Consider the following 26,104-nt stretch of genomic DNA (forward strand, 5'->3'; position numbering starts at 1 on the left):
GTCGGCGCTGCCAAAAGTTTTGCATCCCGTAGCTGGCAAGTCCCTGTTGTCTCACGTTATTGACACCGCGCGCAGCATGTCTCCGGCTAAATTGTGCGTCATTTACGGTCACGGCGGCGCAGCGGTGCTGGCTTCGCTCGACAAGCACAAGGCCGTTCCCGGTACCCGAGATCCTCGGCCGCATTGCAGGAGCCGCAACTGGGCACCGGCCACGCCGTCCAGCAAGGCCTGGAGCACCTCGATGACGACCAGCCAACCCTGGTGCTGTACGGCGACGTGCCGCTGACTTCCGCCGCGTCGCTGAAACGCCTGGCCGATGCCGCTGGCAAGGACAAGCTGGCATCCTGACCGTGGTGCAGGACAACCCGTTTGGCCTGGGCCCGCATCGTCCGGGTGGGCGGCGCATTCAGCGCATCGTTGAAGAGAAGGATGCCACAGAAGCCGAGCGCATGATCAAGGAGATCAATTCCGGCATCATGGTGATCCCGACCGCCAAGCTGAAACAGTGGCTGGGCAAGCTAAAAAAACGAAAACGCCCAGGGCGAGTACTACCTGACCGATATCGTCGCCATGGCGGTGGAGAAGGCGTGCAAGTCGTATCGGCCCACCCTGCCGCACCGTGGGAAGTGCTGGGCGTGAACAGCAAAGCCCAACTGGCCGAACTGGAACGCATCTACCAGCGCAACGGTCGCCAACTGCCTGTTGGACAAAGGCGTCACCCTGGCCGACCCGGCGCGCATCGACGTGCGCGGCGAACTGACTTGCGGCCGCGACGTGACCATCGACGTGGCTGCGTCTTTGAAGGCAAGGTTGAAATCGTGTGAAGGCGCGACTATCGGTCCGAACTGCGATGCTGATTAATGCGCGTATCGGCGCCGGCGCCAACATCAAGGCATTCACCACATATTGAAGAAGCGGTGGTGGGCGACAAGAACCAGATCGGCCCATACGCCCGCCTGCGTCCGGGCACCGAACTCGGTGAAGACGTCCCATGTGGGTAACTTCGTCGAGATCAAGAATAGCCAGGTTGCCGCGCACTCGAAGGCTAACCACCTGGCCTATGTGGGCGATGCTACCGTCGGTTCCCGCGTCAACATCGGCGCCGGTACCATTACCTGCAACTACGATGGCGCGAACAAGTTCCGCACTGTGATCGAAGACGACGCCTTTATCGGCAGCGACAGCCAGCTGGTGGCCCCGGTGACCGTGGGCGCGGGGGAGCGACAATCGGCGCCGGCACGACGCTGACCAAGGATGCGCCAGCCGCAAGCTGACCATCTCGCGTCCTAAGCAGTTTGACCGTCGAGGGCTGGAAGCGCCCAGTGAAGGTACAGAAAACCTAAGCAATCGAAAACTGGCGGCGGCGCTGGTAAGTAAATTTCACCCAGTTCGGGGAAGAAGCGATCGAATCCATCCGCGATCGCTTCGTAGTGCTGCTGCACTTCCCCAATGCCCTCGCGCAGCAGGTGGCCATTGCGGCTTAACCTGTCCGACATGCGGGTCAGCGCCAGCTCGACCCCGCTGAACTCTCCATAAGCACCCAGCCAGTCCTGCTTGATCAGCTTGGGGCAGGATCTCGCGCAGCCGCTCCGGCAATTGCCCCTCGTGCGCCCGCCAGGGCGCCGTAAAAGCGTTTCAATCAGCTCTTGGCGCGGCTCTTCGCAGTACTCGTCCCAGCGCTGGCTCAGGATTATGGTCGTAAAACACGTCCAGCACGATACCGGCATAAACGCCGCCGGCCTTCGGTGAACAAGCTCTTGGCCTCGGTCACCACCGGGTGGCTATCTCGTGAACGAGTCGATGAATCGGTGCAGCGCGATCTCGTTCGCAATCTCCGGCGCATAGTGAATCCCCGCCGTTCATCTTGACGAAATCGCCCAGCATGGCCACCGACCATTGCTGCGTCGCTGTGGCGCGCCAGGTAGATATGTGCGAGGTAGTTCATGCCCCATTCTAGCGCTGTGGATAAAGATGTGTAAAAGCTGGTGCAATTCCGCCTGAAAACGCCGGGATAGCCTTTGGATAAGCGGCCAATTGGTATGCCCAAATTATCCACATCGCGCCTCATTGCGCCGGTTCTGTGGAAAAGCCTGGGGAATACCAGCTAACAACCCTGGATAACTCAAAACTGTGGATAAAGATGTGGGAAACCCTGCGGGACAACGCGAGATATGCGGTGCATATCGCTGGATAACTGTGCCGGGCTCGCACGCCATTGTGGAAAACGATGTGCATAAGCCCGTGCTTAACCTGGTATAAGCCGGGATAACCCCCCTCAGACCGGAATACTGGTTTCAAACTTGCTGCGGAAAGTGGAAAAATAGGCCTTCACATTGCGCACATTGGCCTGTCCAGCGAACAAACGGTGCGCCAGCGCATGATAGGCCGGCATATCCGTCACCTGCACAATCAGCACAAAATCCGGGCCGGGCGAGACACGGTAGCACTGCAGAACCGCAGGCTCCGGCGCCACCAGCGCCTCGAACTCAGTCATGCGTTCAGCGGCTTGGATATCTAAGGAGATTTCCACAACCGCCGTCAGATGCGAACCCACCTTATCGGCCGCCACCAGGGCGACTTCGCGCTCAATGACGCCGGAATCACGCAAATGCTTGACCCGACGCAGGCAGGTAGGCGCTGAAACGTGTACGGCGGCGGCCAATTCGGCGTTCGTTTGGAGGCATCCTTCTGCAAAGCGTTCAGGATACGGCGATCAATTTCATCAAAATCCATAATTTGAAATAATATTTCGTGTGAGATGCAATGCGAAATATTCTTTCACAGTATATGGAAATGAGAAAGCAAATTTCTTCATACCTGCTCTAGCATGCACTCATTAACTTTTAACGAACGAGGTCGCGTATGTGCGGTATTGTCGGCGCTGTAGCCCAGCGCAATATCACCCCAATTCTGGTTGAAGGCCTGAAGCGTCTGGAATACCGCGGCTACGACTCCTGCGGCGTCGCCCTGCACCTGGACGGCAAGTTGCAGCGCTCCCGCAGCACCTCCCGCGTGGCCGACCTCGAAAAGCAGATCAATGAAGGTGGCCTGAACGGCTTCACCGGCATCGCCCACACCCGCTGGGCCACCCACGGCGCCCCGGCCTCGCACAACGCCCATCCGCACTTCTCCCCAAGCGAAGCGGCCGCCCGTATCGCCCTGGTCCACAACGGCATCATCGAGAACCACGACGAACTGCGCGCTGAACTGACCGCCCTGGGTTATGTCTTCACCAGCCAGACCGACACCGAAGTGATCGCCCACCTGGTCGACCACATGTATAACGGCGACTTGTTCGACACCGTGCAGCATGCCGTCAAGCGCCTGCACGGCGCCTACGCCATCGCCGTGTTCTGCCGCGAAGAGCCGCATCGCGTGGTCGCCGCGCGCCAAGGCTCGCCACTGATCGTTGGCATCGGCCAAGGTGAGAATTTCGTGGCCTCCGACGCCATGGCGCTGGCCGGTACCACTGACCAGATCATCTACCTGGAAGAAGGCGACGTAGTCGACCTGCAACTGGGCCGCGTGTGGATCGTCGACGTCGACGGCAAACAAGTGAATCGTGAAGTGAAGACCGTGCACGCCCACACCGGCGCCGCGGAACTGGGCCCATACCGCCACTTCATGCAGAAGGAAATCTTCGAGCAGCCACGCGTGGTCGGCGATACGCTGGAAGGCGTGACCGGCGTCATGCCGGAGTTGTTCGGCGACGGCGCCTACAAAGTGTTCAAGGAAATCGACCGCGTGCTGATCCTGGCTTGCGGCACCAGCTACTACGCCGGTTTGACCGCAAAGTACTGGATCGAATCCATCGCCAAGGTACCGGTCAGCGTGGAAATCGCCTCCGAATACCGCTACCGCGACAGCGTGCCGAATCCTAAGACCCTGGTCGTGACCATTTCCCAGTCCGGCGAAACTGCCGACACCATCGCCGCGCTGAAGCACGCACGCAGCCTGGGCATGGAGCACACCCTTACCATCTGCAACGTGTCGACCAGCGCCATGGTGCGCGAGTGCAAACTGGCCTACATCACCCGCGCCGGCGTGGAAGTCGGCGTGGCCTCGACCAAAGCCTTCACCACCCAGCTCTCGGCCCTGTTCCTGCTGACCCTCAGCCTGGCGCAAGTGAACGGCCTGCTGACCGAAGAGCAGGAATCCGCGCACCTGAAAGCCATGCGGCACCTGCCATCCGCCATCGCCGCCGTGCTGGCGCTGGAACCGCAGATCATCGCCTGGGCCGAAGAATTCGCGCGCAAGGAGAACGCCCTGTTCCTGGGCCGCGGCATGCACTACCCGATCGCCCTGGAAGGCGCGCTGAAGCTGAAAGAGATTTCCTACATCCACGCGGAAGCCTATCCAGCCGGTGAACTGAAACACGGCCCGCTGGCGCTGGTGACCGACGAAATGCCGGTGGTGACCATTGCCCCGAACGACGCGTTGCTGGAAAAGCTGAAGTCGAACATGCAGGAAGTCCGCGCCCGCGGCGGCCAGCTCTACGTCTTCGCCGACGTCGACTCCCGCATCACCTCCGGCGACGGCCTGCACGTGATCCGCCTGCCGGAACACTACGGCCAGCTGTCCCCGATCCTGCACGTGGTCGCCCTGCAGCTGCTAGCCTACCACACCGCCCTGGCCCGCGGCACTGACGTCGACAAGCCTCGCAATTTGGCAAAATCAGTGACTGTCGAATAATTGTCACGGCTTATTCAGCTTGCTGTCGACAAATAATAGATTTTGACAAAGCGTAGCGGCGACCGCCCGCGAGGAATGTGGCGGCGCTGCTGCGATGGACTTAACGATTCCAAGTTGGCTGATTTCAGCGAAACAGGCCATTTCAGCATTTGCTGAAATGGCCTGTTTCGTTGAAATTTCGGCTCGCTGACGAGAGCAAATGAAGGTGGTCTGGCTCGTATGAAGTTTGTCGAGACAGTGTGGTCGAAAAAGGACTCGGCCTACGACCTTTCAATCATCTGTACTAACTCCGACGTAACCTGATAGGTTGCGTCGACCGGTTGAATCCGCACCCCTTTGCGGACTGTCGCGGTTCTACACAGCAGTCTTTCAGCGTATCGATTAACAAGCGCGCGTCAGCGCGTCCGCGTTGAATAAATTGTTAGGCAACCATTCACGCTTTCGAGCTTCCTTTCGCATTTGTCTGGGGTAGCCGGAGTAGTCAGCGAGGACGCTATCGGAAATCCGTTCCACCAGATAGTCGAGATCAATTTGACTTTTCCTTAATTCTCTTTCGCCGTTGAGTAGGTTAGCCCGAGCACGGCTGTGAAGTGCGCAAAATGTAGCCCATACGGCAAGCTGATGCCAGTTCGACCAAGTTGAGGCTAGTTCTTCGGCAATGTCCCAGCACCTCGACAGCTGTGGGAAATAGCCGCCCTCGTCCATGATTTTGCCGTCCGATATGTCGATGGATTCCGGCCAAAATCTTAGAGTTTCACGTATAGCTCGTTCAAATTTCATGTGGTAAGCGAATGTCAGTTTCTGGCAGGTAACGGCGCGCTACAGAGTGACTACTCTACAACGGCAGTCCATAGTGCATCGAAGTCGGCCTGAGATAGTTCCTTGCCCTCGAAGTCTTCGAAGCCGGCTATTTCACTAATCGACGGAACCGGAACAGTGCCTAGCTCGACGCCAAGTTGAGATGCGGTCGCACACGCAAAGCCTACACTGCCATCTTGGAAAAACTCCAGCTTCCGTATCTCATAGTTATCAGAATCGATTTCTGATACTAGGCGGATCGGGTATTCCGGGTCGTGGTGCCACCACATTACGTCGATGTATCGCATCGTTGACTTCCTTTGGATCGGCAGCTCTTGGCCGATTGTACGCGCTCACCTAGCCGAAGCATCCGCCCCATAGGAGACCTTGGAAATATCAACGCAGAGGCCAATGTTAAATTAATCTACGGCGCGCTTTTTGGGCCCACGATTCTGATGGCCGAGTTGTAGACCTTTCGTGGGCCCAATAGATAGTTCGACATTGTGTCCTTCAATCTTAAAATGGGCAGCCTCTGCAGGCAAGACGTAATCTCGATTACCGCTCTTGGAAATGATTGCAAAGCCACCTGCGGATTTTTCGACCCGTCCTCGATTAGCTCCGCCGCGAGTTTCGATTAGTTGAGAGGTAAGCGTCAAGGCAGCGCCGTCTTGAGCGCTGCGCTACTTTGATCGAAGATGTTCCCAACACCGCTGGGAAGCGGAGTTCAAGCGCTGGGGAGTTTGTCGGCGCAGTTCCAGGGCAGGAAGTCGTCCACCCGATTCACAGGATGGTCGGCGATATGGGCCAGCACGTAGCGCAACCAAGCCTCGGGGTCGACACCGTTAAGCTTGGCCGTTCCGATCAGCCCATACATGGCGGCAGCGCGTTCGCCGCCACTGTCCGCACCTGCAAACAGGAAGTTGCGACGACCCAGGGCCACGCCGCGCAAGGCTCGCTCGGCGGCGGAGTTGTCGATCTCGATGCGGCCGTCATCGCAGTAGCGTGTCAGCGCCGGCCAGAGTTTGAGCGAGTAAAGAATGGCGGCCGCCGTATCGGACTTGCGCGACAAAGTAGCGAGCGTGGCGTGGAGCCATCGTTCGAGGTCGTCGAGCAGTGGTCTGGCATATCGCTGGCGAGCAGTGCACCGCTCGTCTGGCGGTTTGCCGCGTATGCTGTCCTCGATGACATATAGCTCGCCGATCCGGCGTAGCGCTTCGGTCGTTACGGCCGATGGCCGCGCTGCGTGCAAGTCGTAGAATTTGCGGCGAGCATGAGCCCAGCATGCGGCTTCGCTCACTTTGCCGGTCTCGTAGATGGCATTGAAGCCGGCATACGCATCTGCCTGCAAGATGCCGCTGAAGTTGGCCAAGTGCGCTTGCGGGTGCTCGCCTTTGCGGTCGGGAGTATAGGCAAACCATACCGCTGGCGGCGTGCTGTCGCCGCTGGCGCGGTCGTCGCGCACATAGGTCCAAAGGCGCGCCGTGCGCGTCTTGCCATTGCCTGGCGCCAGTACCGGCAGCGGCGTGTCGTCGGCGTGCAGCTTGGTCGCCGCCAGCACATGCCGGCGCAACGCATCGACCAGTGGGCGCAGCAGCGCTCCGGCGGCGCCGACCCAGTTGGCAAGCAAGGCGCGCTCCAGTTCCACGCCTTCGCGCGCATACATAGTGCTTTGGCGGTACAAGGGAATGTGGTCGGCGAATTTGGCCACCAGCACATGCGCCAGCAGGCCGGGGCCGGCCAGACCGCGCTCAATTGGGCGGCTGGCGGCCGGGGCCTGTACGATGGCATCGCAGCAGGCGCAGGCCAGCTTCGGGCGCACATGGCGAATCACACGGAAGCTGGCCGGGACATATTCCAGCTGCTCCGACACGCTTTCGCCCAGTACCTTCAATTTTCCGCCGCAGTCCGGGCATGCTTCACTGGCTGGCATCTGCACTCGCTCCTCGCGTGGCAAGTGGGCTGGCAGAGGCTTGCGTTCGGCCTTCTTGCGAGGTGCCACTTCCACAGGTGCCAATGCTTCGGCCACCGCTGCTTCGGCTTCCAGGTCTTCCAGTTGCAGCTCCAGCTGCTCGATCTGCTGGTCCAGCTTTTCCGAGCGGCGGCCGAACTGCATGCGCTTCAGCTTCGCCAACACCAGCTTAAGATGTTCGATTTCGGCGGTGCGCGTAGATAGTTCGGCGCTCAGGTGTGCCACCTTCGCTTCGCTCGCCAACAACGCTGCATCGCGCGCCAGCAGCATGGCTTTAAGCGCTTCGATATCGTTGGGCAGATTGGCGGCGTTGAGCATGCGTCCAAGTTTACGCAAATCGTGCCATGTTTACAAGGCCGATTGCGGTCGCCAGGTGCGTTCTGGTCGGCGCCAGTCGATCCCTTCCAGCAGCATCGACAACTGTGCTTGTGTCAGCGCCACGCTGCCACTACTGGCCTGCGGCCAGATAAAGCGGCCACGCTCCAGGCGCTTGGCCAGCAAGCATAAGCCGTCGCCGGTCCACCACAGCAGCTTGATTAAGTCACCGCGCCGGCCACGGAATACAAACACGTGGCCACTGAACGGATCTTCTTCCAACGCGGTTTGCACTTTCGCTGCCAGGCCATTGAAACCGCTGCGCATGTCGGTGGTGCCTGCGGCCAGCCAGACTTTCGTACCTGCCGGCAGGCCGATCATCGCAGCACGCGATCCAACACTTGTGCCAACGTGGCGGCATTGGCCTGGCCTTCGATACGTAGCCGCACACGCCCAATTTCCAGCGTGATGATTCCGGCAGGGGCAGGTTCAGCCTCAGGCTGCTGTGCCGGCGTCGTCACCACCACTGGCAGCAACTCACTCCCCGGCGCCGCTGCGCCGCCTACAAGCTGCCCTGCCTCGTATAGCTTGCGCCAGCTAAACACCTGGTTTGCATTGACGCCGTGCTCGCGCGCGAGGCGCGCTACAGAAACTCCGGGCTGCATGGCCATTTCCACGAGCGTTCGCTTGAACTCCAGGGAATGCTGGCGGTACTTGCCACGCGGTCTGCGTTCAATGACTGGTTGAAAATTTGTGTCCATAATTGAATTTGTGGGCACAACTGCTGTGCCAAAATTCGATCATGGCTGGGGGCGGTTTCTCCGTCCAGACGGTGCTGGCTTTACGCTTACGTTGAGAGTCACAGTTGGGGCAAAGAAAGCGAAGATTTTTTGGCCTATTGTCGGTGTTGACTCCATTCCGATGCTCCAAAATTAGTTCTAGAGCGTTCCCATTCCAAAGTAATGGCTCGGAATGAAATCTGCATTCTGGATTGTCACAGCGCTTAGGTAGCGGAGGATCTTGCTCACTACGCCATATCTCATACTGCTTACGTACATTGCTCCCTCGGCGCTTGCCGTCGCGATATACAAGAGAATTAAATCGATCTTGTTTGCTCATGTTGGACCCCACACATAAAAAAGTCCGCTCGTGGCTGATTTCCGCCTGGGTTATGATATTCGTAGCTGCATCTTAGCGCTGGAAAAATACCGAATCTTTGCGTCCGCGATTTCAGCTGTCAGTTCTTGACGTAGCAAAATCCCGCCGTTATCTAATCTATCAACTTCCAATAGGTCCGAAAAATTTCGGACGACTTGGTCAAATTCAAGAACTTGCTCAGAAAATTGCGCGCGTCACTCACCAATGCCGGACAGCGTCCAACAACTGCTGCCGGCACAGTTCCACGCGCCCACCGTTTGCCGCGCCCTTGGCCTGGGCCAGATAAAGTGTGAATTGTGGGGCGCGTTTCGGCTGGGGTACCGCAATGAGCCGGCCAGCGGATAACGCGTGGCGGCACAGGCATTCCGGCAAAACCGCCAGCCCCGCACCGGCTTGGGCGGCTTCCAATGCGGCGTTGAAGTCTGGGGCAACGATGACTGGTTTGTCGGCGGCTTCGCCGTACACATCCCGCCAATAAGCCTGCAGTGGCGGCACTGGTCCTTGCAGGTCAATCAAAGGCTGTCCTTTAGGGGCGCTCGATTTCGGCAAGCGGTCGCGCCAGGACGGCGCGCAGACCAACAGGCGTGGGCCTTCGTAAAGCAGCGTGTATTCGATCCCGGCGTGCGGGATGCGTGCGAGGCTGATTGCCAGGTCAAGTTCCTTTTCGCTCAATGCGGCCAACAACGCAGGCGGCGTCAGCGAGCGCACGTCGAGGCGCAATCCACGTGCGGTCACTGGACTTAGGGCTGCCAGCACCAAGCTGGTGAAACCACTACTGGTCCCCACATGTACAACGCCGTCCAAGGTGCCGGGCAGAGGCGCGCTCGATCCCACCAAGGCCTCCAGCGCGTCGAGGTGCGGTGCGGCTTGTCGCTCGAGTTCGGCGGCAGCGGGTGTCGCTGACAGGCCTCGAGGCAAGCGCACGAATAGCGGCGTTTTCAGGTGCGTTTCGAGGATCTTGATGTGGTGCGAAACGGCGGGCTGGGTCAACTGTAGTTGAGTGGCCGCGCGCGAAATCGAGTTGTGCCGGAAGACTGCGAGAAAGGAGCGGAGGTGAGGTAAGTAGGACATATCAAGCCATCAAAAAATTTATAGGTAGGCCGAAAATTGATGATTTGAATATAGCCTGAAAGCGCTCTACGCTGCATGCAAGATTCATCACATGGAGAGCAAGCATGCCTACTGAAGTTTCCCTGATATCCAAATACTCCGACCTGGAAGGCAAAGTTGCCCTCGTCACGGGCGGCTCCCGCGGGATAGGTGCTGCCACTTGCATGGCGTTGGCGCGCAATGGCGCTAAGGTTGCCGTCAATGGGCGCGATGAGGCGGCAATCGATGCCGTTGTTGCCAGCATCAAGGCACAAGGCGGCACGGCGTTCGCCGCCCCGGCGGATTGCGCAGACCTGGCGGCAGTGCAGGCCATGCAGCGAAAAGTGGCGGATGCGTTGGGCGCACCAGAACTGCTGCTCCCATTTGCCGGTGGCGGCAGCAGCAAACCGATGCCCTTTTGCGACATCAGCGAACAGGATTGGCGCTCCAGCCTTGACCAGAACCTGACTTCGACTTTCTTCGTGCTGAAGACATTTTTGCCGGCTATGTTGGCGCGAGGCAGTGGCGCGATCGTGACCATGGCGTCGGCTGGCGGCCGCGTTGCGGCGGGAGCGCCGGCTGATTACGGTGCGGCAAAGGCCGGCATCATCATGCTCACCCGCCATCTGGCCGCTGAGACAGGGGCCAGCGGCATAAGGGTCAACTGCATCTCCCCTTCTGCGATTATGACGGAGCGGACTGCGGCCCGCATTCCGCCCGAACGGCAGCAGCAAATGCGGGCCGCGTTTCCTTTGGGCCGGCTGGGACAAGCGGAAGACGTGGCGGCTGCCGCGCTGTTCCTGCTGTCCTCTGCCTCCGCATGGATCACGGGGGCGACGCTGGATGTAGCCGGCGGCCGCGTAATGTCTTAGCTGCGCTTCATGCTCAGTTCAACATCGCCGGGCAGCGACAGGGACAGGTAGTCGCCTTCCGGGTCGCGCACTTTCGACATGTACTCAGGGCAGTAGTCGGCATTGTCGGCGATGATCAGGGCTCCGGGACGCAGGCGGTGCTCCACCAGGCGCAGGATGTCGAAGTACAGGCCTTTGGCGCCATCCAGAAGCAACAGGTCGATCTGTTCCGGCAAGCCGTGACGCAGGGTTTCCAGGGCATCGCCTTCGCGAATTTCCACCAGATCGAGCAAGCCGCCCGTTTCCAGGTTTTCGCGGGCGCGCTGCACTTTGGACGCTTCGAACTCCGTGGTGACCAGCAGGCCGCCGCCGTTGTCGCGCAGGGCCGCGGCAAGGTGCAGGGTCGAGATGCCGAACGAGGTTCCGAACTCGACGATCACGTTCGCCTTGGCGTTGCGAGCCAACATGTACAGCAGCAGCCCGATTTCGCGCGAAACCGGGATTGCGGCGTCTTTCAAGTCCGCGTAGATGTCGCGATAGCCGGTCTTGCTGCTCATGATGCGCACGCGCTCTTCCGCCGGCAGTGCACCGAAGGCGGCGATAGCCGGCACCCTCGTGTTTTCAGCTTCGTCAAACAGGCGGTTCAACAGGGGCGCGACGGGGGCGGATGTCAGGGTAATCATGGGGGTATTCCTTTCTTGTGTAAGAGCAGGAATAATATGAACAATCCTTCACGTTTCATATTCGCATTCCCGACGCCCGCCATGACCGATAACAAAAGCTCCCGTGTTTCCTCGAGAAGAAGGCCAAAACAGGCCCGCTCCAACGACCTTGTCGATGCGATCCTGCAGGCAGCTATTCAGGTTTTAGCGAAAGAAGGCGCGCGCCGCTTCACTACGACGCGGGTGGCGGAGCGTGCAGGCGTGAGTGTGGGGTCGATTTACCAGTACTTCCCCAACAAGGCCTCGATCCTGTTCCGCCTCCAAAGTGACGAGTGGCAGCAGACGTCGACGATGCTGACAGAAATCCTGCAGGATGCTTCGAAGCCGCCGCTGGAACGCTTGCGGGAATTGGTCCATGCCTTTGTGCGTTCGGAATGCGAAGAGGCGGCTGTGCGCACCGCCCTTAACGATGCGGCGCCGCTTTACCGCGACGCGCCGGAGGCAATTGAGACCAAAGCCGCCGGCGACCAGATGTTCCGGGTCTTCATCGACGAGGCGCTGCCCAACGCCAGCGACGCTGGGCGCACATTGGTCAGCGACCTGGTGATGGATACGCTTAGCGCCGTCGGCCAGCAGTTCTCACAAGAACCGCGTACCGACGAAGAAATTACGGCCTATGCAGGCGCCCTGGCCGATATGCTGTGCGCATACCTGGCCGGGCTGGCGGATCAGAACGCTGCGCGCAAGGTCAAACGCACCGTGCGCGGTTCGCCGGGGTGAAAGTGGATGTCGGATACACCCTCCGCCGGCTCGCCGGCAAGGCGTGAGGCGTAGTAGTAGTCCACATCGCTTGCCTTGCGGTCAAACAGGTTGAACACGTCGGCCGTCAACTGCCAGCGGCGGTCGAAGCGATAGGTGGTGCGCAGGTAGGCAAGCGCCGTGCTGGCTGAGCGAACGCTGTTGTCTTCCACCAGCGGACGCGGACCGAAATAGCGCAGCTGGAACGCACCCGACCACGGGCCAACGTCGTTCAGTGTCGCGCCAAATGACACCACCTTTTCCACCGCACCCGGCACGCGGTCGCCGGCCGGATCGAACTCCGTGTAGCGGGCACGCGAATAGGCCAGGTCGAAATCCAGCAGCAGATGCTTGGTGGCGGCATAGTGGTTGTTCCACTCGATGCCGGAACGTTTGCTGGCGCGGCTCGGCGCAGTGTCGCCGGCATCGCCGGAGAACACCAGCTCGGACCCCGAACGCAGGCGCCACAGCGCCATCGAGCTTTGCAGGCCCGAAATGATCTCGCTGCGTGCGCCGATCTCGGCGCCGCGCGTCTTCACCAGCGGGGTGACGGGATCGACAGGCTCGCGCTCGCGTGGCGACAGCCGCGCCGTAGTGCCGCGCGCGTCGTTGCTGTGGAAGCCTTCACCATAGTTCACGAAGAACTCCGTCTTGCTCCAAGGACCCAGGATCAGCGAGAGCTTCGGTGAAGCGATATGGTCGTTCACCTTCCCGGAGTTTGCCGAAATAGAGCTGGCGACATCAAAGTTGTAGCGGTCGTAGCGCACGCCGGTAATGGAGCGTAGCCAGGGCGTCCATTGCATCGTGTTCTGGAACCAGGCCGCCACGCTACCTTCCGTCACGCGCGACTCGGCGATCGGGTGCAGCACGCGCTGCTGCGTGGTGGCATACAGCCCGACTGGCGCGATGCGGTCGAAGCGGCCCTGCACGCCGATGCTGTTTTCCATCGACCGTTCACCGAATTGACCGAACCAGGTCTGGGTCAGGTCGAAGCCGGTCATCTTGCGGCGTTCGGTTTGCTGAACCTGGTCGCCGTTGACCGGGTCGTCGAGGAAGTAGGTGACGTCGTTGTACAGGGAAAGGTCGTTGCGAACCAGGTAGGCGTGGGCTTCCGTCAGCGAATCGCCAACACGCTTGCGCCATTCCCCGGAAAGACTGTAGCGCGCCGTGCGGCCGCCGTCGCTTGGGTCGGCCGCGCCGAACTCGTCGAGACGGCCATCCTGCACCGCGCGCAACGGGATCTGGCTGGTGGCGTGCCAGCCTGCCTTGTATGCCATGCCGGTAATGCTGAAACGCTCGGCGCTGGTGCCCGAGCTGTAACGCAGCACGCCAATCGACTTGTGGAATTTTTCCGGCATCTGCCATGGGCCGTCGTTGTGACCCAGATCCAGTGCGTACAGCAGGTTGCCGTTGCCAACTTCGGTGGAATTTGCCACCACGCCGCGGCGATAGGCATGCGCGCCTGCGGTCAACGATGCGAAGCCTTCGTCCAGCTTGTCGGCCAGGCCCATATGCGCCGCACCGGCCGAGGCGAAGTCGCCTTCGTCGGCGTAATAAGGGCCCTTGCGGTAGCGGATCTTGCTTACCAATTCCGGGATCAGGAAGTTGAGGTCCGTGTAGCCTTGGCCGTGGCCGTGCGTGCGCATATTGACCGGCATGCCGTCGACGAAGGTGGCGAAGTCGGTACCGTGGTCCAGGTTGAAGCCGCGCAGGTAGTACTGGTTCGCTTTGCCGTCGCCGCTGTGCTGGGTGACGATCATGCCTGGAACGAATTCCAGGATCTCTCCGGGCCGCAAGGCGGGACGGTTGGCGATCAGTGCTGCGGTGATGGTTCCTTCGCTGGCCGCGTCGGATGTGCGAATGCCGTTGTCGTAGTGGTGGCCAACAACGTACACCCGTGCTGGTGTCTCCTGCTCTTGTGCCTGCGCGACAGCGCACAACGCCCCCGCGATCATGGGGATCAATGACTTTTTCATTATGGATGTTTAAATCGGCAATCCCGCCCACCTCCCCGTGAGCGCGACCGAACAGCGCGCGCATCTTACCGATGCGTGCACCACCTGTCTGGCCGGTATCCGGGCTGGCAAGGCGGACCGTCTTGCCTTCCCATGCTTGCGCACAGTGGCTTGAGAGACGACCTGTCGTTGAAGAACGACGCTTGCTTACCGTTGCGGGGGCAGCACACCTTGGCTTGCTGGCTGAAGCAGCATGGCCATGTGTTTCCCGTTTAACTGCGCGCTTGAACGCGCGCGAGGCACCAAACGGCGGCGATTATACGCTATGCACAGTTGTTATCCTGCCACCTGTCGGTAAACACCAGGTCGGCCAGCTTGCCTCGCGCTGCCCATCCTTCGAGTTCCAGCATCGGCTTGGGATAGAAGCCGGCGACGTGGCCCAGGCAGATGATGGCGACCGGCTTGCCACCCTCCGGTATGCCCAGCAAGGCCGCCAGCTTCGCCGGATCAAATAGCGACACCCAGCCCATGCCCAGGCCTTCCGCGCGCGCGGCCAGCCACATGTTCTGGATGGCGCAGGCGACCGAGGCCAGGTCCATCTCCGGCAAGGTGCGGCGGCCAAAGACGTGCTTTTCGCGCTGGTCCATCAGGGCAGCAACGAGCACTTCGCCGCATTCGCGAATGCCCTCGACTTTCAGGCGCATGAACTCCTCGTTGCGGTCACCCAAGGCTGTGGCGGTCGCCTGGCGTTCTTCATCGACGAGCTGGTACATCTGCTCGCGCAATGCGGGCTTCTGGATGCGGATGAAGCGCCATGGCTGCATCAGGCCAACGCTGGGAGCCTGGTGCGCGGCGGCCAGCAGGCGCATGAGCAGGTCTTCATCAACTGCGCCGGGCACGAAATGACGCACGTCGCGCCGCTCGGCAATTACACGATAAACGGCATCAATCGCTGCCTGGTCAAAACTGCTTTGCACTTCAATTCTCACTGTTGATGGAACACGATCTCCTCAACGGCCTGTCCATTGCACAGGTGTTGCTCGATGATGCGGTCCATATTCTCGGGGGTGACATTGTAGTACCAGGTGCCATCGGGCTGGACGCAGGCGATCGGTCCGCCCTTGCAGGCGGCAAAGCAGCTAACCCGACTGCGCTTCACGCGCAGCTCGCCTTCGTTCAGGCCGGCGGCTTTGAACTTGTCGCCCAGGCTATCGAACAAGGCTTGCGACTGGCCTTCGGCGGCGCAGCGCGGGCCGGTGCAGATCAGCAGGTGACGGTGGTAGCTGCCGATCTTTGGCTTTACCGGAATGTCGCTCATGCTTCGCTCCCCTCAGCTTCGGCGCCTGTTTCGGCTTCCCACGGTTCGTCCAGCGTGGCGCGGATGTAGTCGGCCGGCAGGCGATACTGCGTTGCCAGCGTTTCGATGCTGGCGCCGGCTTCGTGTTCGGCGCGCAGCGTGTCCAGCCATCCCAGCAAACCGGTTGACAGCGAGCGGCCGGCGCGTTCGCCTTCGCGTGTTGCGCCGCCCTCCTGCATGTCGTATTTGTTGGCGTAGCCGCGCGGGGTGACCATCAGGCCGTTGCGCACGAAGGTGTTGCTATTGCCGATCAGGACGGTGCTGAGCATGCCGATATCCGCGTCGCCCATGCGGTCCAGGGTGGTGAACACGATGTTTTCGCGGCGCCGGTAGGCGCTCTTGACGATCGCAACCGGCGTGTCGGGACGGCGGTGGCGCAGGAACAGGCGTTGCGCTTCGACGATCTGGCGCGTGCGGCGGCCGCTCTTCGGGTTGTACAGTGCCACCACGAAGTCCGCCATTGCCACCGCGTCCAGGCGGCGGGCGATGGTCGGCCATGGCGTCAGCAGGTCGGACAGCGAGATCGCGCAGAAGTCGTGGGTCAGCGGTGCGCCAACCAGGGCGGCGCAGCTATTCAGCGCCGAAGCGCCGGGGATGATTTCCACCTGCACCGGGTCTTCCGGCGTCCAGCCGGACTGGAACAGTACCTCGTAGGTCGGGCCGGCCATGCCGTATACACCGGCGTCGCCTGAAGAAATCAGCGCAACCTTTTTGCCGGCGCGCGCCGCTTCCAACGCGCTGACGGCGCGGTCCAGTTCTTCCGTCATCGACTTGCGGATGATTTCCTTGCCTTCAATGAGGTCCGCCACCAGCTTGATGTAGGTGACGTAGCCGATCACCACGTCGGCTTCGGCGATCGCGTCGCGAGCGCGCTGCGTCATGTGTTCCACGCTGCCGGGGCCGATCCCGACCAGCATGATCTTGCCCGCCGCGACGGGCTGTTCGAGTTGTGCATTCATCAGTTTTTCCTTGCGATGGAGACGGTGACGTTGCGGTTGTCCACGCCTCGCAGTTTGAGTTTTTCGACCACCAGCGCGGCCATTGGTGTGCCTGGACCGGCGGCCAGCAGCGCTGCGGCTTCGCTGACCGAGGGCGTGCCCGTGTAGCGGCGCACGGTTTCGGATGGATTCGGCACCGGCACGGCAGCCAGTTCTTCCGGAGCGTAAAAGTGCAGCGTCCAACCGGCTTCTTGCGCGAAGGCGAGCAATGCCTCTTCGTCGCGCTTCAGGGTAATGCTTGCGGCGGCGGCCACCTGCTCGGGTTGGGCGCCTGCTTCGCGCAGTGCTGCGTGCACGGCGTCGCGCACCGTTTGCAGCAAGGCGCCGCGGTCGCAGCCCAGGCCGATGGTGAACGTGCTCACGCTGCGCCTTCTAGCGGCGGGCGATAGACCACCAGGCGTTCGTGCAGGGCATTCCAACGCTCTTGCGGCACTTCGGCGTGGGTTACCCACAGCAGCGCGGTGTAACGCTCCAGCAGCACCTCGTCGAAGCGCGTGAAGAAATGGATGTTGTCCGGCAGCGGCGTCGGGCGGGTCCACCAATTCGGGCTGCCAGCCTCCTGCACGAAGGCGATCGGCTCGCCGTTCACGACGTGCGCTGAAACGCGCGTGATGTTGATCTTTGGCGCCTCGACCCGCCAGCCAAGATGGCGGCCCAGGATATCGACCGGAATGGTGCGGCCGACGTCCGATGCAGTGGTCAAAACGGGTGCGGCACCCAGCAGGTCGGCCACGCGCTCGCTCCATTCATTGGCGCCGCCAACGTGGCCGGACAGCACTGGAATCACGAACTGGCCGGCGTCGTCGACCACGATGATGCCGGGGTCCTCGTCCTTGCTGCGCAGGTGGGGGGCAATCAGGCGCACCACGGCGCCTAGCGATACGAAGAAAATGATCTGGTCGTAGCCTTCGAACAGCGGGCCGATCTCGTCGCGCAGCGCGCCGTCGTAAGCGCGCATCGCGTTCGGCAGGCCGCTGAACTGGGCTGCGAACTTGGCGGAAGTGCAGATGTCGGCGCCGGGCAGGTCGGCGGCCAGGCGTACTGCCTGCGCCGCGCCGTGTTTTGTGATGGCCACCAGGCATACGCGCGGGGTGGCCGTGTCGACAAGTGATAAGCTGCTCATGCAGTCTCCAGGGAGGTTGGTTGAGGGCCGGCCTTCTTGAGGCAGCCCTTGATTCGCTCGCCGCGAATGCGATGCGGGTGCTTGAGGATCAGCAGCGAGAGGTAGCTGACTTTGGTGCCGCGCAGCGCGAGGATTTCACGGGCGCTGAAGCGGCGTTCGTCCGGTGCGCCGACGCGTTCGATAAAGTGCGCCCCGGCCAGCAGGTCCTTGCGTTCCAGCCAGTCGATCAGCTCATCGAGCAGTGGCTTTACCTTCATCAGCACCAAGGTGTCGAAGTCGGGCAGCAGCCGGTCGACAGCGCTTACGCCATATGCGGCAGGGACAATCGCCACCGTGTCGTCCTGCTCTGCGAACGGCACCGTCACGTCGGCGCAGGCGGCGGTGAACGAGTTGACACCTGCGATAACCTGCACCGGCACCTGGTCGTCCAACGCGCGAACGGTGCGCGCCAGGTGGCCGAAAGTGGCGTAGGTGCTGGCGTCGCCTTCGACCAGGAACAGTACGTCGCGGCCTGCGCGCAGCCAGGGCAGCACGATCTCGGCAGCCTTCAGCCAGGCGCGCGCGAGCTTTTCGCCATCGTGCGTCATCGGGAACAGCAGCAGTTCATGCTCGGCCGGCGGCTCCAGGCCGGCACGCAGCACGATGTCCAGCGCGTAGCTCGGCGTCTTGCCGCTGCGGGCGGGATAGACCCAGATGGCATCGCGACGCTGCAGCGCTTCCCAGGCCGCGCGCGTGATCAGGCCTGGATCGCCGGGCCCAAGCGAAATTCCCCATAAGGTGCCGCTCATGCCTGCTCTCCCATCCGGCGCGCGCAGACGATCCACACCGGGTTCTCGGCCGCCATGCGGTGCATGTGCAGGATCGGCTTGCTGCGTGCGGCTTGCAGCTGCAAGACATCCCAGGACACGCCCTCGCTCTCCAGTGCCTGCAGTGCGGCGGTGGCGGTGGCCAGGTTCTCCAGCGTGACAAAGTTCATCACCAGGGCGCCATGCGGGCGCAGGCGGCGAAGCACACCGGTGATCAGCCCCGCCAATTCGCCGCCCGAACCGCCGATGAACACCGCGTCCGGATCGGGCCAGGTATCCAGGCCTTCCGGCGCCTTGGCGTGATTCAGGCTGTAGTTTGCAACACCGAAGGCAGCATGGTTACGGCCGGCGATGGCGCAATCCTCTTCGTTCTTTTCAACGGCGAACACGTGACCCTGCGGGCACAAGCGAGCTGCTTCCAGGCCAACCGAGCCGGAACCTGCGCCGATGTCCCACACCACGCTGTCGGCCCGGAGTTGCAGCCGCGCCAGGCTGACGGCGCGCACTTCCTGTTTGGTGATCAGGCCCTTCTCCGGTTGCCGTTGTTCGAACTCGGCGTCCGCCAGGCCAAAGCGCACAGGGCGCGGCATCGGTGTCACGCGCCACAGCAGCACTACATTGAGCGCCGCGAAGTGCATGCCTGCTGCCTCCTGCGGACTGAGCTCGGCCAGCACGCGCTCTTCCGGCTGCAGCAGGTTTTCAGCAACCGCCATGTGGAAATCGTCGCCCAGGCCTTCGGCAAGCAGCAGCCTGGCGATGCGGTCGGGGCTGTTGTCAGGACTGGTCAGCACCAGCAGGCGCGCATGCTGGCGCAGCGCCTGGGCCAGCGCGTACAGGCCGTGGCCTGGCGGACTGCCGCGCGACCATTCTCCGGCGTCGCGCGCGTGGACCGATACGATGCGCGCATCCTGCCAGGCCAGCCCGATGCGCGCGCAAGCCAGCTGCAACGTCGACAGGTTGGGCAGGATCTCCAGCGCCTGCACGCACAGGTGCTGCGCCAGGTAAGGCGCAATGCCGTGGCACAGCGGATCGCCGGTCGCCAGGACGACGCAGCACAGGTTGTCGGCCCGTGCGGCCCGCACCCATTCGGGCACGTCCTTCAGCCGGGCGGTCAGGTCGCGGCAGACGGCGCCTTCCTTGAATTCGTTTTTCAGCAGCGCCAGCGTGCGTGCCCCGCCGATGATCACGTCGGCATTGCGCAGCCAGGCCAGTGCGCTCGCGTTCAGGCTGGCCGCGCCGTCATCGAGAACGCCGATGACGCGGCAGGGATTGGGATCGGTTAAACAGGTATCCATTGGCTCACTCGGAAATTGGTTCGGGGTCGATATCGAGGATGTGTTCGATGCCAATGCGCCTGGCGTCGACCGGCCGCTCTTGCGACTGCGCGGGTGCGGACCACACATCGGCCACCTGGTTGCCGCTGAAGTCGCATACCAGCACGCGCAGCTGGAATGCGTGGCCATAGCGCTCGGGCGCAGTCAGGGTGTCGATGGCGGCTTGCGCCAGCGCGTGGTGGAAAGCGTCGCCCAGGCCGCGTTCGACCATCAGTTCGGCGCCAAAGCGCGCCGTTTCGGCTGCGGCGATGGCGGCGCAGTCTTCGGGGGCAGCGCCAATGCGGCGGGCGATCTCCGCCACCAGGTCGGTATCGACTTCGCTGCGGTTGGCGTGGGTGATGGTTTCGCCTTGGGCGATCTTGGTCAGCTTGCCGACCATGACCGCCAGTACCACCAGGCCAATGCGCTGCGATGCCGCTTCGTCCAGCGCGTAGCGCAGGAAGTCGCCCATCTGGACGAAGCAAGCGGAAGGCAGTTCGGGACGCTCGGCGCGCAGCGTGGCGATGGCGAAGGTCTCCGTGCGGCCGCCGGTGGTCAGCGCCACCACTTCGTGGCCGGTGGTCGCAGCGACCTGTACGCCCTGCACCACGCTGGCACGCCAGGCCGCAGTCGAATAAGGCTTGACGATACCGGTGGTGCCAAGGATGCTGATGCCGCCGAGGATGCCCAGGCGCGCATTGGTGGTCTTCTTGGCCATCACTTGCCCGTCCGGCACGCTGATGGTGACTTCGACACCATGCTCCTGCAACAAGGCCGGTGCGGCTTCGCGCAGGTTGTCCGCGATATTTCGGCGCGGTACAGGGTTGATTGCCGGCCCGCCTACTTCCAGCCCGAGGCCGGGCATGGTCACGGTGCCGACGCCATCGCCGGCCACATACTGCACATCGCCGGCCCGGCCAGGCAGCAGGCGCAGGTCGACCGTCAGGTGGGCGCCATCGGTGCAATCGGGATCGTCGCCGGCGAACTTGACCACCATGGCGTGCGCAGATTGGGCATCGCAGCCGCCGTCGTGCACGGCGAAGCGCACCCGGCTGCCGTTCGGCAGCAGGCTTTCGATCTCGCCTGGCACCTGGCCTGTCGCCAGGCCAAGCACCGCAGCGCGCGCCGCTGCAGCGGCACACGCTCCGGTGGTGAAACCGGTGCGCGTACCGCGTTCGGCGGCTGCCTTTTCTTTCATGCCTGTCCTGCTTTCTGCTGTGCCTCGGCCAGTGCCAGCAGCGCATGCAGGGCCGCCACCACCAGCGTCGAACCGCCTTTGCGGCCGCGAATGACGATCCACGGCACCTCGGCCACCTCCGCCATCAAGTCCTTGGACTCGGCGGCGGAGACGAAACCGACCGGCATGCCAACCACCAGCGCAGGGCGCAGGCCTTCTTCGCGGATCAGGCGCACCAGCTCGATCAGCGCAGTCGGTGCATTGCCGATGCCGACAATGGCGCCTTCCAGCAGGCCGAGTCGGTGCGCCTTGCGCATCGCTTGCACGGCGCGCGTGGTGTCCTCCGTCCTGGCGGCCTCGATCACGTCGGGATCGCTGATGAACTGGTGCGTCTTCATGCCGAAGTGCGCCAGGCGCGGTTGCGACAGGCCGGAACAGATCATTTCGACGTCCGCTACCACGGGCGTTCTGCCAGCCAGCATCGCAGCGATGCCGGCTCGCACCGCCGCCGAATGGAAGTCGGTCAGGCCATTGAAGTCGAAGTCCGCATTCGCATGGATCATGCGCCGCACGATTGGCCATTGCGATTCGGTATAGGTGTGCGAGCCGACTTCGGCATCGATGATGGCGAAGCTGTCATGCTCGATCACCTGGCCGGCGCGGGTCAGCTGCTCGGTAACGGTGTTGACGGTGCTCATGCCGGCTGCGCCTCCGTATGTGCATGGGCGTGGTCGTGCGTGTGCGAATGAGAGTGGCCGTGACCCAGGTCGTGTGCGATCTCGCGGTAGCTGCAACCGTCGCAAGGCAAGCGGCTATCAGGAACGCCGGCACGCAAGTCTTCCACGCGCTGGTCCATCAACTCGAAGATCTCGTCCTCGAAGCCGAAATGCTCGCTGCAGGCAAAGCGCACCTGCGGATACTGGCCGCGCAGGTGTTCGACCTGGCGATGGATGCGTTGCATCAGCGTGCCGGTGTAAAGGTAATAAGGCAACACTACGACCTGGCGCATGCCCAGCGTCACCTGGCGCTGCACTACTTTCTCCAGCCGCGGCCAGGTGATGCCGGTGAAGGCGAGATCCACCAGTTCGTGGTCGCCCTCTTCCAGCAGCCAGCGCGCCATCTTGGCCATCTCGCCGTTGGCGCCGCGGTCGGAAGAGCCGCGCCCCAGCACCACCACACCGGTCGTCGTCGGATCGGGCATGTCCAGCGCGCCCATGGCCTTGCGCAGGCGGCGCTTGAGTATTGCCAGCACCGGATCACAGGCAGTCAGGTGGGGCGCCAGCAGGAATTCCGTCTGCGGGAAGGCAATGCGCGCGCCTTCGATCGCTTCCGGGATTTCCATCTTGACGTGGCCTGCGGCATTCAGGATCAGCGGCACGACCAGTACCCGGGCCGAATTCGCGGCCACAGCTTGCAGGCAGGCATTCAGTTCGGGCGGCGCGAACTCGATGAAGCAAAGTTCGATACGCCAGCCTGGCCGGCGTGCGCGCCACATGTCCACAAATTCACGGATTTCCTGGTTGCCCGACTCCTCGCGGGAGCCATGGCCGACGACCAGGATGGTATCTCTCGCTGCTGCAATCGCTGGCATCATGATGGATTGGTTCATGCGCTGGCCTTTCTGAAACGGTGGGTAAAAGTTGGGTCGTACAATTTGGAGCGCACCAGGGTTTCCCAGTGAAGTGCACCCAGCGTGGGGCTGGCCACGATCATGGCCTGGCTTGCGACGCCGGCTTCGCGGCAGCGCTGCTTGATGTCGGCCAGGGTGCCGCGCAGGATCTTTTGCTCGCCCGGCCAACTGGCTTTATGCACCACCAGCATTGGCGCGTCTTCCGGCCAGCCTGCCGCGCGCAGCGCGGCTTCGACCTTGTACATCAGGGTGATCGACAGGAAGATGCACAGCGTGGTCCGGTGGGCTGCCAGGCCGGCCAGGTCTTCGCCCTCAGGCATCGGCGTGCGGCCCTCGACGCGCGTGAAGATCACGCTTTGCGTTACCTCGGGCAGGGTCATTGATTCGCCGGCGGCGGCCATCGAGGCCATGGCGGAAGAAACTCCCGGCACGACGGCCCATTCGATGCCTTCCGCGCTGAGCGGGCGCGCCATTTCGATCAGGGCGCCGTACAGGCCCGGGTCACCGGTTTGCAGCCGTACCACGGTGGCGTGGGCGCGTGTCTGTTCGATCAGCCATGCTGTCATTTCTTCCAGCGTCATGTCTTTTGAATCGCGGATCACGCAGCCGGGCGGCGCGTACAGCGTTGCGGCGCGGTCGACCAGCGAGCCGGCGAACAGCACGGCGCCGGCTTGCGCCAGCAGCTTCTGTCCTTTTACTGTGATCAGTTCGGGATCGCCGGGACCGGCGCCGACAAACCAGACTTTGCCTGTATGGGCGGATGTCATGCCTGTAGTTCTCCTGTTTGTCCTGTTTTTTGGTGGAGCGGCTGCGCTCGCAGGGCTGCCAGCACGGCGTCGACGCTGCGCGGCACGGCGCCAGCGGCAAGAAGGCCGCGTTTTTCCAGTTCGGCGTGCAATGCCAGCGCATGTGGCATGCGCTGGCCGGCGGCACGCAATGCCTCGCGCTGCGAAGCCAACTCCTGTGCCGGGGCGGAAGCAATGCAGCGGCCTTCAGCCATCATGTGGATTTCGTCGCCCCATCGGTAAGCAAAGTCGACGTCGTGGGTGGACAGCACGATCGTCACACCGCGTGCGGCCAGGCGGTCGAGCAATGCCTCAAGTTCGGCCTGCATCGGCGCGTCCAGGCCTGCCATTGGCTCGTCCAGCAGCAGCACTTCGGGCTCCATGGCCAGCACGCCGGCGATGCAGACGCGCTTCTTCTGGCCAAAGCTCAACTGGTGCACCGGACGGCGGCCGAAGCCGCCCAGGCCAACTGCATCAAGCGCTGCTGCGACACGTTCGCGCACCGTGGCCTCATCAAGGCCCAGGTTCAGCGGACCGAATGCCACGTCCTCCTCAACCAGGGCCGAGATCAGTTGGCGGTCCGGGTTCTGGAATACCAGGCCGACGCGGCTGCGCAGCGCGGTCAGACCGTTACGGCTGTAGTCGTAGATTCGGCCATGCCAGCGCAACCGGCCCACGCTGGGGCGAAGGAGGCCGTTCAGGTGCAGCAGTAACGTGGTCTTGCCGGCGCCGTTGGCGCCCAGCAGTGCATGACGGCGTCCTGGCGCCAGCGCAAGAGTGCAGCGGCGCAGGCCTGTACAGCCGTCGGCGAATGCGTGCTCCACCGCATCGACTTCGATCAAGGGCGTCATAGGCGGTCCTGCAAGGAAAGTGCCAGAAGCAGCGCGCTGGCTAGCAGCGACAGCGCAATCTGGCGTCGCGCATGGGGGAAGGACGCGCTCATGAAACGTAGTCCACCCTGAAACACGCGCGCGTCGGACGCCATCTGCAGCGCCGATGCGCGCTGCCACACTTGCACCGCCATCTGCCCTGCCAGCAGGCCGGTTGACCTCCATTGCTGGCGCAAGCCTCGATGCCCGAGGCGGGCGGCTTGCGCAGTGCTGCCTTCATCCCACGCCTGGCGCAGCACGAACAGCATGCGGTAGCACAGCGCCATCAGGTCCAGCAGCAGTTCCGGCGTGCGCAAGCGGCGCAGCAACGCCAGCAGGGCCGGCATCGGCGTGGTCAGGACCAACCCGAGCACGGCGGCCAGCGCCGCGACCGAGCGCAGGGCTGCCTGCATGACTGTCGGCAGCAGTTCCGGCGTCCATCGCCAGCTGCCATCGCCGGCGGCCGTGACCAGCATCGTCAGGCAGGACAGCACCAGGAAACCGAGCGGCGCCACCGCGACAGCGAAGTAGCTGCGTGGCGGCACGCGTGCGCCGGCCAGTGTGCCGAGCATGGACAGCAGCGCGAGCAGGGCCAGCGTGCCGGGGCTGCGGGCCAGCCAGGCGGAGGCGATTCCCGCCAGCGCGAACAAGCTTTTGGCGGCCGGGCTGACGTGCTGCCAGCGGCAGGCGTAGGCCGTAGCGTCAATCCGCATGGGCATCCTGTCCGGCAGCCGGCTGTGCGCAGCGCCGCTGCCGTTCACGCGCCACCGACATGCCGAGCCAGAATCCGATCACGCCAGCGCCAATAGCAGCCTGCAGCGCAAACAGCAGCGACGCAATCTCACCGCTCGGAGGTTCGAACAATGGCGCAAACCACGGCTTGTAGTTCGGTGCGATGATGCCGATCGCTTGCTGCGCACGAGAGTCCGCGCCGCTGAATGCCGCTGGCGCCTGCGCGCCCGGAACGGCTGGTGGCGCGGCCGCAAACCACAGCGGCAAGACGGTCAACAGCACGATGGCCGCCCAAAGCAAAGCGCTGCGTGCCTTCATGCTGCTTTCCTTTTTACCAAAGCCATGACCGGCAGCAGCCGCAGTTCATGCGCATTGAAGCGCGCCATCGCGTTCACCACCAACACGGTCAGCAAGCCTTCGCTGATGGCGATCGGCAGTTGCGTCAATGCGAAGATGCCGGCGAATTTGGCGAACGAAGCGCCAATCCCGCCGACCGGATCAGGAAAGGCCCACGCCAATTGCGCAGAGGTGGTCAGGTAAGTCGCCAGGTCACCAACGAAGGCGGCCAGGAACACTGCCCCGGCACGCGGAAGGCCCAGTGCGGCGACCGCGCGAAACACTCCGTAGGAAACGAACGGGCCCACGACCGCCATGGAAAAGACGTTGGCGCCGAGCGTGGTCAAGCCGCCATGCGCCAGCAGCAGGGCCTGGAACAGCAGCACGACAAAACCCACAGGCACCATCGCAGCGGGACCAAACAGCAGCGCCCCCAGTCCGACGCCGGTTGGATGCGAGCAGCTTCCCGTCACCGATGGCAGCTTCAGCGCCGACAGCAGGAATGCAAAGGCTGAAGCAACGCCCAACAGCATGCGCCGTTCGGGGTGCGCCTGCAGGCCGCGCGCCATGCTGCGCAAGCCCCAGCCCAGGAAAGGAATGGATACAGCTGCCCAGCCCAGCGCGTGCGCCGGCGGCAGGAAACCTTCCATGATGTGCATTCGAAACCTCCCGTCGAATGGTCAATTGGAGC

Annotated in this window: 28 protein-coding genes, 2 pseudogenes and 1 riboswitch; of the genes and pseudogenes, 4 read left to right on the forward strand and 26 right to left on the reverse strand. The window is 62.6% G+C overall.

Annotation, left to right across the window (positions count from 1 at the left end; all coding sequences use genetic code 11):
- Nucleotides 1-1,274: pseudogene (gene glmU, locus ACQ4MM_RS00005) on the forward strand (bifunctional UDP-N-acetylglucosamine diphosphorylase/glucosamine-1-phosphate N-acetyltransferase GlmU); the annotation flags it as partial.
- Nucleotides 1,275-1,286: 12 nt separating this feature from the next.
- Here the strand turns inward: glmU and ACQ4MM_RS00010 are convergent.
- The 3 genes and pseudogenes from ACQ4MM_RS00010 to ACQ4MM_RS00020 all read right to left on the reverse strand — a co-directional run bounded on the left by ACQ4MM_RS00010 (nucleotide 1,287) and on the right by ACQ4MM_RS00020 (nucleotide 2,733).
- Nucleotides 1,287-1,727, reverse strand: coding sequence for an ACP phosphodiesterase (locus ACQ4MM_RS00010; RefSeq protein ID WP_431475430.1), 441 nt, complete (start codon nucleotides 1,725-1,727; stop codon nucleotides 1,287-1,289).
- The gene (locus ACQ4MM_RS00015; protein ID WP_431475431.1) at nucleotides 1,691-2,068 is read right to left on the reverse strand and encodes an ACP phosphodiesterase; all 378 of its coding nucleotides are present in this window, start codon (nucleotides 2,066-2,068) and stop codon (nucleotides 1,691-1,693) included. Before ACQ4MM_RS00015 ends, ACQ4MM_RS00010 begins: the two co-directional genes overlap by 37 nt.
- Before the next feature lie 207 nt (nucleotides 2,069-2,275).
- Nucleotides 2,276-2,733: pseudogene (locus ACQ4MM_RS00020) on the reverse strand (Lrp/AsnC family transcriptional regulator).
- A 129-nt stretch (nucleotides 2,734-2,862) separates the two neighbouring features.
- Between ACQ4MM_RS00020 and glmS the strand changes: the two are divergent.
- The gene (gene glmS / locus ACQ4MM_RS00025; protein WP_431475432.1) at nucleotides 2,863-4,692 is read left to right on the forward strand and encodes a glutamine--fructose-6-phosphate transaminase (isomerizing); all 1,830 of its coding nucleotides are present in this window, start codon (nucleotides 2,863-2,865) and stop codon (nucleotides 4,690-4,692) included.
- 381 nt (nucleotides 4,693-5,073) lie between these two features.
- Here glmS and ACQ4MM_RS00030 read toward each other — a convergent pair whose 3' ends face one another.
- From ACQ4MM_RS00030 to ACQ4MM_RS00055, 6 genes are all read right to left on the reverse strand, one after another.
- On the reverse strand, nucleotides 5,074-5,472 hold the full coding sequence (locus tag ACQ4MM_RS00030) for a hypothetical protein (RefSeq protein ID WP_431475433.1): 399 nt from the start codon (nucleotides 5,470-5,472) through the stop codon (nucleotides 5,074-5,076).
- 50 nt (nucleotides 5,473-5,522) lie between these two features.
- On the reverse strand, nucleotides 5,523-5,798 hold the full coding sequence (locus tag ACQ4MM_RS00035; RefSeq protein ID WP_431475434.1) for a DUF6881 domain-containing protein: 276 nt from the start codon (nucleotides 5,796-5,798) through the stop codon (nucleotides 5,523-5,525).
- A gap of 416 nt (nucleotides 5,799-6,214) precedes the next feature.
- Nucleotides 6,215-7,777, reverse strand: coding sequence for an IS66 family transposase (tnpC, locus tag ACQ4MM_RS00040; protein ID WP_431475435.1), 1,563 nt, complete (start codon nucleotides 7,775-7,777; stop codon nucleotides 6,215-6,217).
- Between the two features lie 30 nt (nucleotides 7,778-7,807).
- Nucleotides 7,808-8,155 (reverse strand): IS66 family insertion sequence element accessory protein TnpB, encoded by a 348-nt coding sequence (tnpB, locus tag ACQ4MM_RS00045; RefSeq protein WP_055936366.1) that lies wholly within the window; start codon nucleotides 8,153-8,155, stop codon nucleotides 7,808-7,810.
- The gene (tnpA, locus tag ACQ4MM_RS00050; RefSeq protein ID WP_431475436.1) at nucleotides 8,152-8,535 is read right to left on the reverse strand and encodes an IS66-like element accessory protein TnpA; all 384 of its coding nucleotides are present in this window, start codon (nucleotides 8,533-8,535) and stop codon (nucleotides 8,152-8,154) included. The genes tnpB and tnpA overlap by 4 nt, the downstream gene beginning before the upstream one ends.
- A 595-nt stretch (nucleotides 8,536-9,130) precedes the next feature.
- Nucleotides 9,131-10,003, reverse strand: a complete 873-nt coding sequence (locus tag ACQ4MM_RS00055; RefSeq protein ID WP_431475437.1) for a LysR family transcriptional regulator — start codon at nucleotides 10,001-10,003, stop codon at nucleotides 9,131-9,133.
- Nucleotides 10,004-10,107: 104 nt separating this feature from the next.
- Between ACQ4MM_RS00055 and ACQ4MM_RS00060 the strand changes: the two genes are divergently transcribed.
- Nucleotides 10,108-10,893, forward strand: a complete 786-nt coding sequence (locus tag ACQ4MM_RS00060; protein WP_431475438.1) for an SDR family NAD(P)-dependent oxidoreductase — start codon at nucleotides 10,108-10,110, stop codon at nucleotides 10,891-10,893.
- Here the strand turns inward: ACQ4MM_RS00060 and ACQ4MM_RS00065 are convergent.
- Complete coding sequence (locus ACQ4MM_RS00065) at nucleotides 10,890-11,555, reverse strand: O-methyltransferase (RefSeq protein ID WP_431475439.1); 666 nt, start codon at nucleotides 11,553-11,555, stop codon at nucleotides 10,890-10,892. The genes ACQ4MM_RS00060 and ACQ4MM_RS00065 overlap by 4 nt on opposite strands.
- 81 nt (nucleotides 11,556-11,636) lie before the next feature.
- On the opposite strand from ACQ4MM_RS00065, the gene ACQ4MM_RS00070 reads away from it, so the two are divergent.
- Nucleotides 11,637-12,314: a TetR family transcriptional regulator gene (locus tag ACQ4MM_RS00070; protein WP_431475672.1), complete on the forward strand. Its 678-nt coding sequence runs from the start codon at nucleotides 11,637-11,639 to the stop codon at nucleotides 12,312-12,314.
- Here ACQ4MM_RS00070 and ACQ4MM_RS00075 read toward each other — a convergent pair.
- From ACQ4MM_RS00075 to ACQ4MM_RS00150, 16 genes are all read right to left on the reverse strand, one after another.
- Nucleotides 12,263-14,287, reverse strand: coding sequence for a TonB-dependent receptor (locus ACQ4MM_RS00075; protein WP_431475673.1), 2,025 nt, complete (start codon nucleotides 14,285-14,287; stop codon nucleotides 12,263-12,265). The genes ACQ4MM_RS00070 and ACQ4MM_RS00075 overlap by 52 nt on opposite strands.
- A gap of 94 nt (nucleotides 14,288-14,381) precedes the next feature.
- A riboswitch (cobalamin riboswitch) is annotated at nucleotides 14,382-14,608 on the reverse strand.
- 2 nt (nucleotides 14,609-14,610) lie between these two features.
- On the reverse strand, nucleotides 14,611-15,264 hold the full coding sequence (bluB, locus tag ACQ4MM_RS00080) for a 5,6-dimethylbenzimidazole synthase (RefSeq protein ID WP_431475440.1): 654 nt from the start codon (nucleotides 15,262-15,264) through the stop codon (nucleotides 14,611-14,613).
- 8 nt (nucleotides 15,265-15,272) lie between these two features.
- Nucleotides 15,273-15,605, reverse strand: a complete 333-nt coding sequence (locus ACQ4MM_RS00085) for a (2Fe-2S) ferredoxin domain-containing protein (RefSeq protein ID WP_431475441.1) — start codon at nucleotides 15,603-15,605, stop codon at nucleotides 15,273-15,275.
- Nucleotides 15,602-16,603: a precorrin-3B C(17)-methyltransferase gene (cobJ, locus tag ACQ4MM_RS00090; protein WP_431475442.1), complete on the reverse strand. Its 1,002-nt coding sequence runs from the start codon at nucleotides 16,601-16,603 to the stop codon at nucleotides 15,602-15,604. Before cobJ ends, ACQ4MM_RS00085 begins: the two co-directional genes overlap by 4 nt.
- Nucleotides 16,603-17,004, reverse strand: a complete 402-nt coding sequence (locus ACQ4MM_RS00095; RefSeq protein WP_431475443.1) for a cobalamin biosynthesis protein — start codon at nucleotides 17,002-17,004, stop codon at nucleotides 16,603-16,605. The genes cobJ and ACQ4MM_RS00095 overlap by 1 nt, the downstream gene beginning before the upstream one ends.
- The gene (locus tag ACQ4MM_RS00100) at nucleotides 17,001-17,765 is read right to left on the reverse strand and encodes a cobalamin biosynthesis central domain-containing protein (RefSeq protein ID WP_431475444.1); all 765 of its coding nucleotides are present in this window, start codon (nucleotides 17,763-17,765) and stop codon (nucleotides 17,001-17,003) included. The genes ACQ4MM_RS00095 and ACQ4MM_RS00100 overlap by 4 nt, the downstream gene beginning before the upstream one ends.
- The gene (gene cobI / locus ACQ4MM_RS00105) at nucleotides 17,762-18,553 is read right to left on the reverse strand and encodes a precorrin-2 C(20)-methyltransferase (RefSeq protein ID WP_431475445.1); all 792 of its coding nucleotides are present in this window, start codon (nucleotides 18,551-18,553) and stop codon (nucleotides 17,762-17,764) included. The genes ACQ4MM_RS00100 and cobI overlap by 4 nt, the downstream gene beginning before the upstream one ends.
- Nucleotides 18,550-19,866, reverse strand: coding sequence for a precorrin-6y C5,15-methyltransferase (decarboxylating) subunit CbiE (cbiE, locus tag ACQ4MM_RS00110; protein WP_431475446.1), 1,317 nt, complete (start codon nucleotides 19,864-19,866; stop codon nucleotides 18,550-18,552). The genes cobI and cbiE overlap by 4 nt, the downstream gene beginning before the upstream one ends.
- A gap of 4 nt (nucleotides 19,867-19,870) precedes the next feature.
- Complete coding sequence (locus ACQ4MM_RS00115) at nucleotides 19,871-21,082, reverse strand: cobalt-precorrin-5B (C(1))-methyltransferase (protein WP_431475447.1); 1,212 nt, start codon at nucleotides 21,080-21,082, stop codon at nucleotides 19,871-19,873.
- A complete protein-coding gene (locus ACQ4MM_RS00120) occupies nucleotides 21,079-21,759 on the reverse strand; it encodes a precorrin-8X methylmutase (protein WP_431475448.1) in 681 nt (226 codons plus the stop codon). The genes ACQ4MM_RS00115 and ACQ4MM_RS00120 overlap by 4 nt, the downstream gene beginning before the upstream one ends.
- The gene (locus ACQ4MM_RS00125) at nucleotides 21,756-22,670 is read right to left on the reverse strand and encodes a sirohydrochlorin chelatase (RefSeq protein ID WP_431475449.1); all 915 of its coding nucleotides are present in this window, start codon (nucleotides 22,668-22,670) and stop codon (nucleotides 21,756-21,758) included. Before ACQ4MM_RS00125 ends, ACQ4MM_RS00120 begins: the two co-directional genes overlap by 4 nt.
- Nucleotides 22,667-23,458, reverse strand: a complete 792-nt coding sequence (gene cobM, locus ACQ4MM_RS00130; RefSeq protein ID WP_431475450.1) for a precorrin-4 C(11)-methyltransferase — start codon at nucleotides 23,456-23,458, stop codon at nucleotides 22,667-22,669. The genes ACQ4MM_RS00125 and cobM overlap by 4 nt, the downstream gene beginning before the upstream one ends.
- On the reverse strand, nucleotides 23,455-24,327 hold the full coding sequence (locus ACQ4MM_RS00135; RefSeq protein ID WP_431475451.1) for an energy-coupling factor ABC transporter ATP-binding protein: 873 nt from the start codon (nucleotides 24,325-24,327) through the stop codon (nucleotides 23,455-23,457). Before ACQ4MM_RS00135 ends, cobM begins: the two co-directional genes overlap by 4 nt.
- Nucleotides 24,324-25,058 carry a cobalt ECF transporter T component CbiQ gene (gene cbiQ / locus ACQ4MM_RS00140; protein WP_431475452.1) on the reverse strand — a complete coding sequence of 245 codons (735 nt, stop codon included), beginning with the start codon at nucleotides 25,056-25,058 and terminating at the stop codon, nucleotides 24,324-24,326. The genes ACQ4MM_RS00135 and cbiQ overlap by 4 nt, the downstream gene beginning before the upstream one ends.
- Nucleotides 25,048-25,395 carry an energy-coupling factor ABC transporter substrate-binding protein gene (locus tag ACQ4MM_RS00145; RefSeq protein ID WP_431475453.1) on the reverse strand — a complete coding sequence of 116 codons (348 nt, stop codon included), beginning with the start codon at nucleotides 25,393-25,395 and terminating at the stop codon, nucleotides 25,048-25,050. The genes cbiQ and ACQ4MM_RS00145 overlap by 11 nt, the downstream gene beginning before the upstream one ends.
- On the reverse strand, nucleotides 25,392-26,072 hold the full coding sequence (locus ACQ4MM_RS00150) for an energy-coupling factor ABC transporter permease (protein ID WP_431475454.1): 681 nt from the start codon (nucleotides 26,070-26,072) through the stop codon (nucleotides 25,392-25,394). Before ACQ4MM_RS00150 ends, ACQ4MM_RS00145 begins: the two co-directional genes overlap by 4 nt.
- Between the last annotated feature and the right edge of the window lie 32 nt (nucleotides 26,073-26,104).

Origin of the sequence: Massilia eburnea, from assembly GCF_050709955.1 — a bacterium.
GTDB lineage: Bacteria > Pseudomonadota > Gammaproteobacteria > Burkholderiales > Burkholderiaceae_D > Rugamonas > Rugamonas eburnea_A.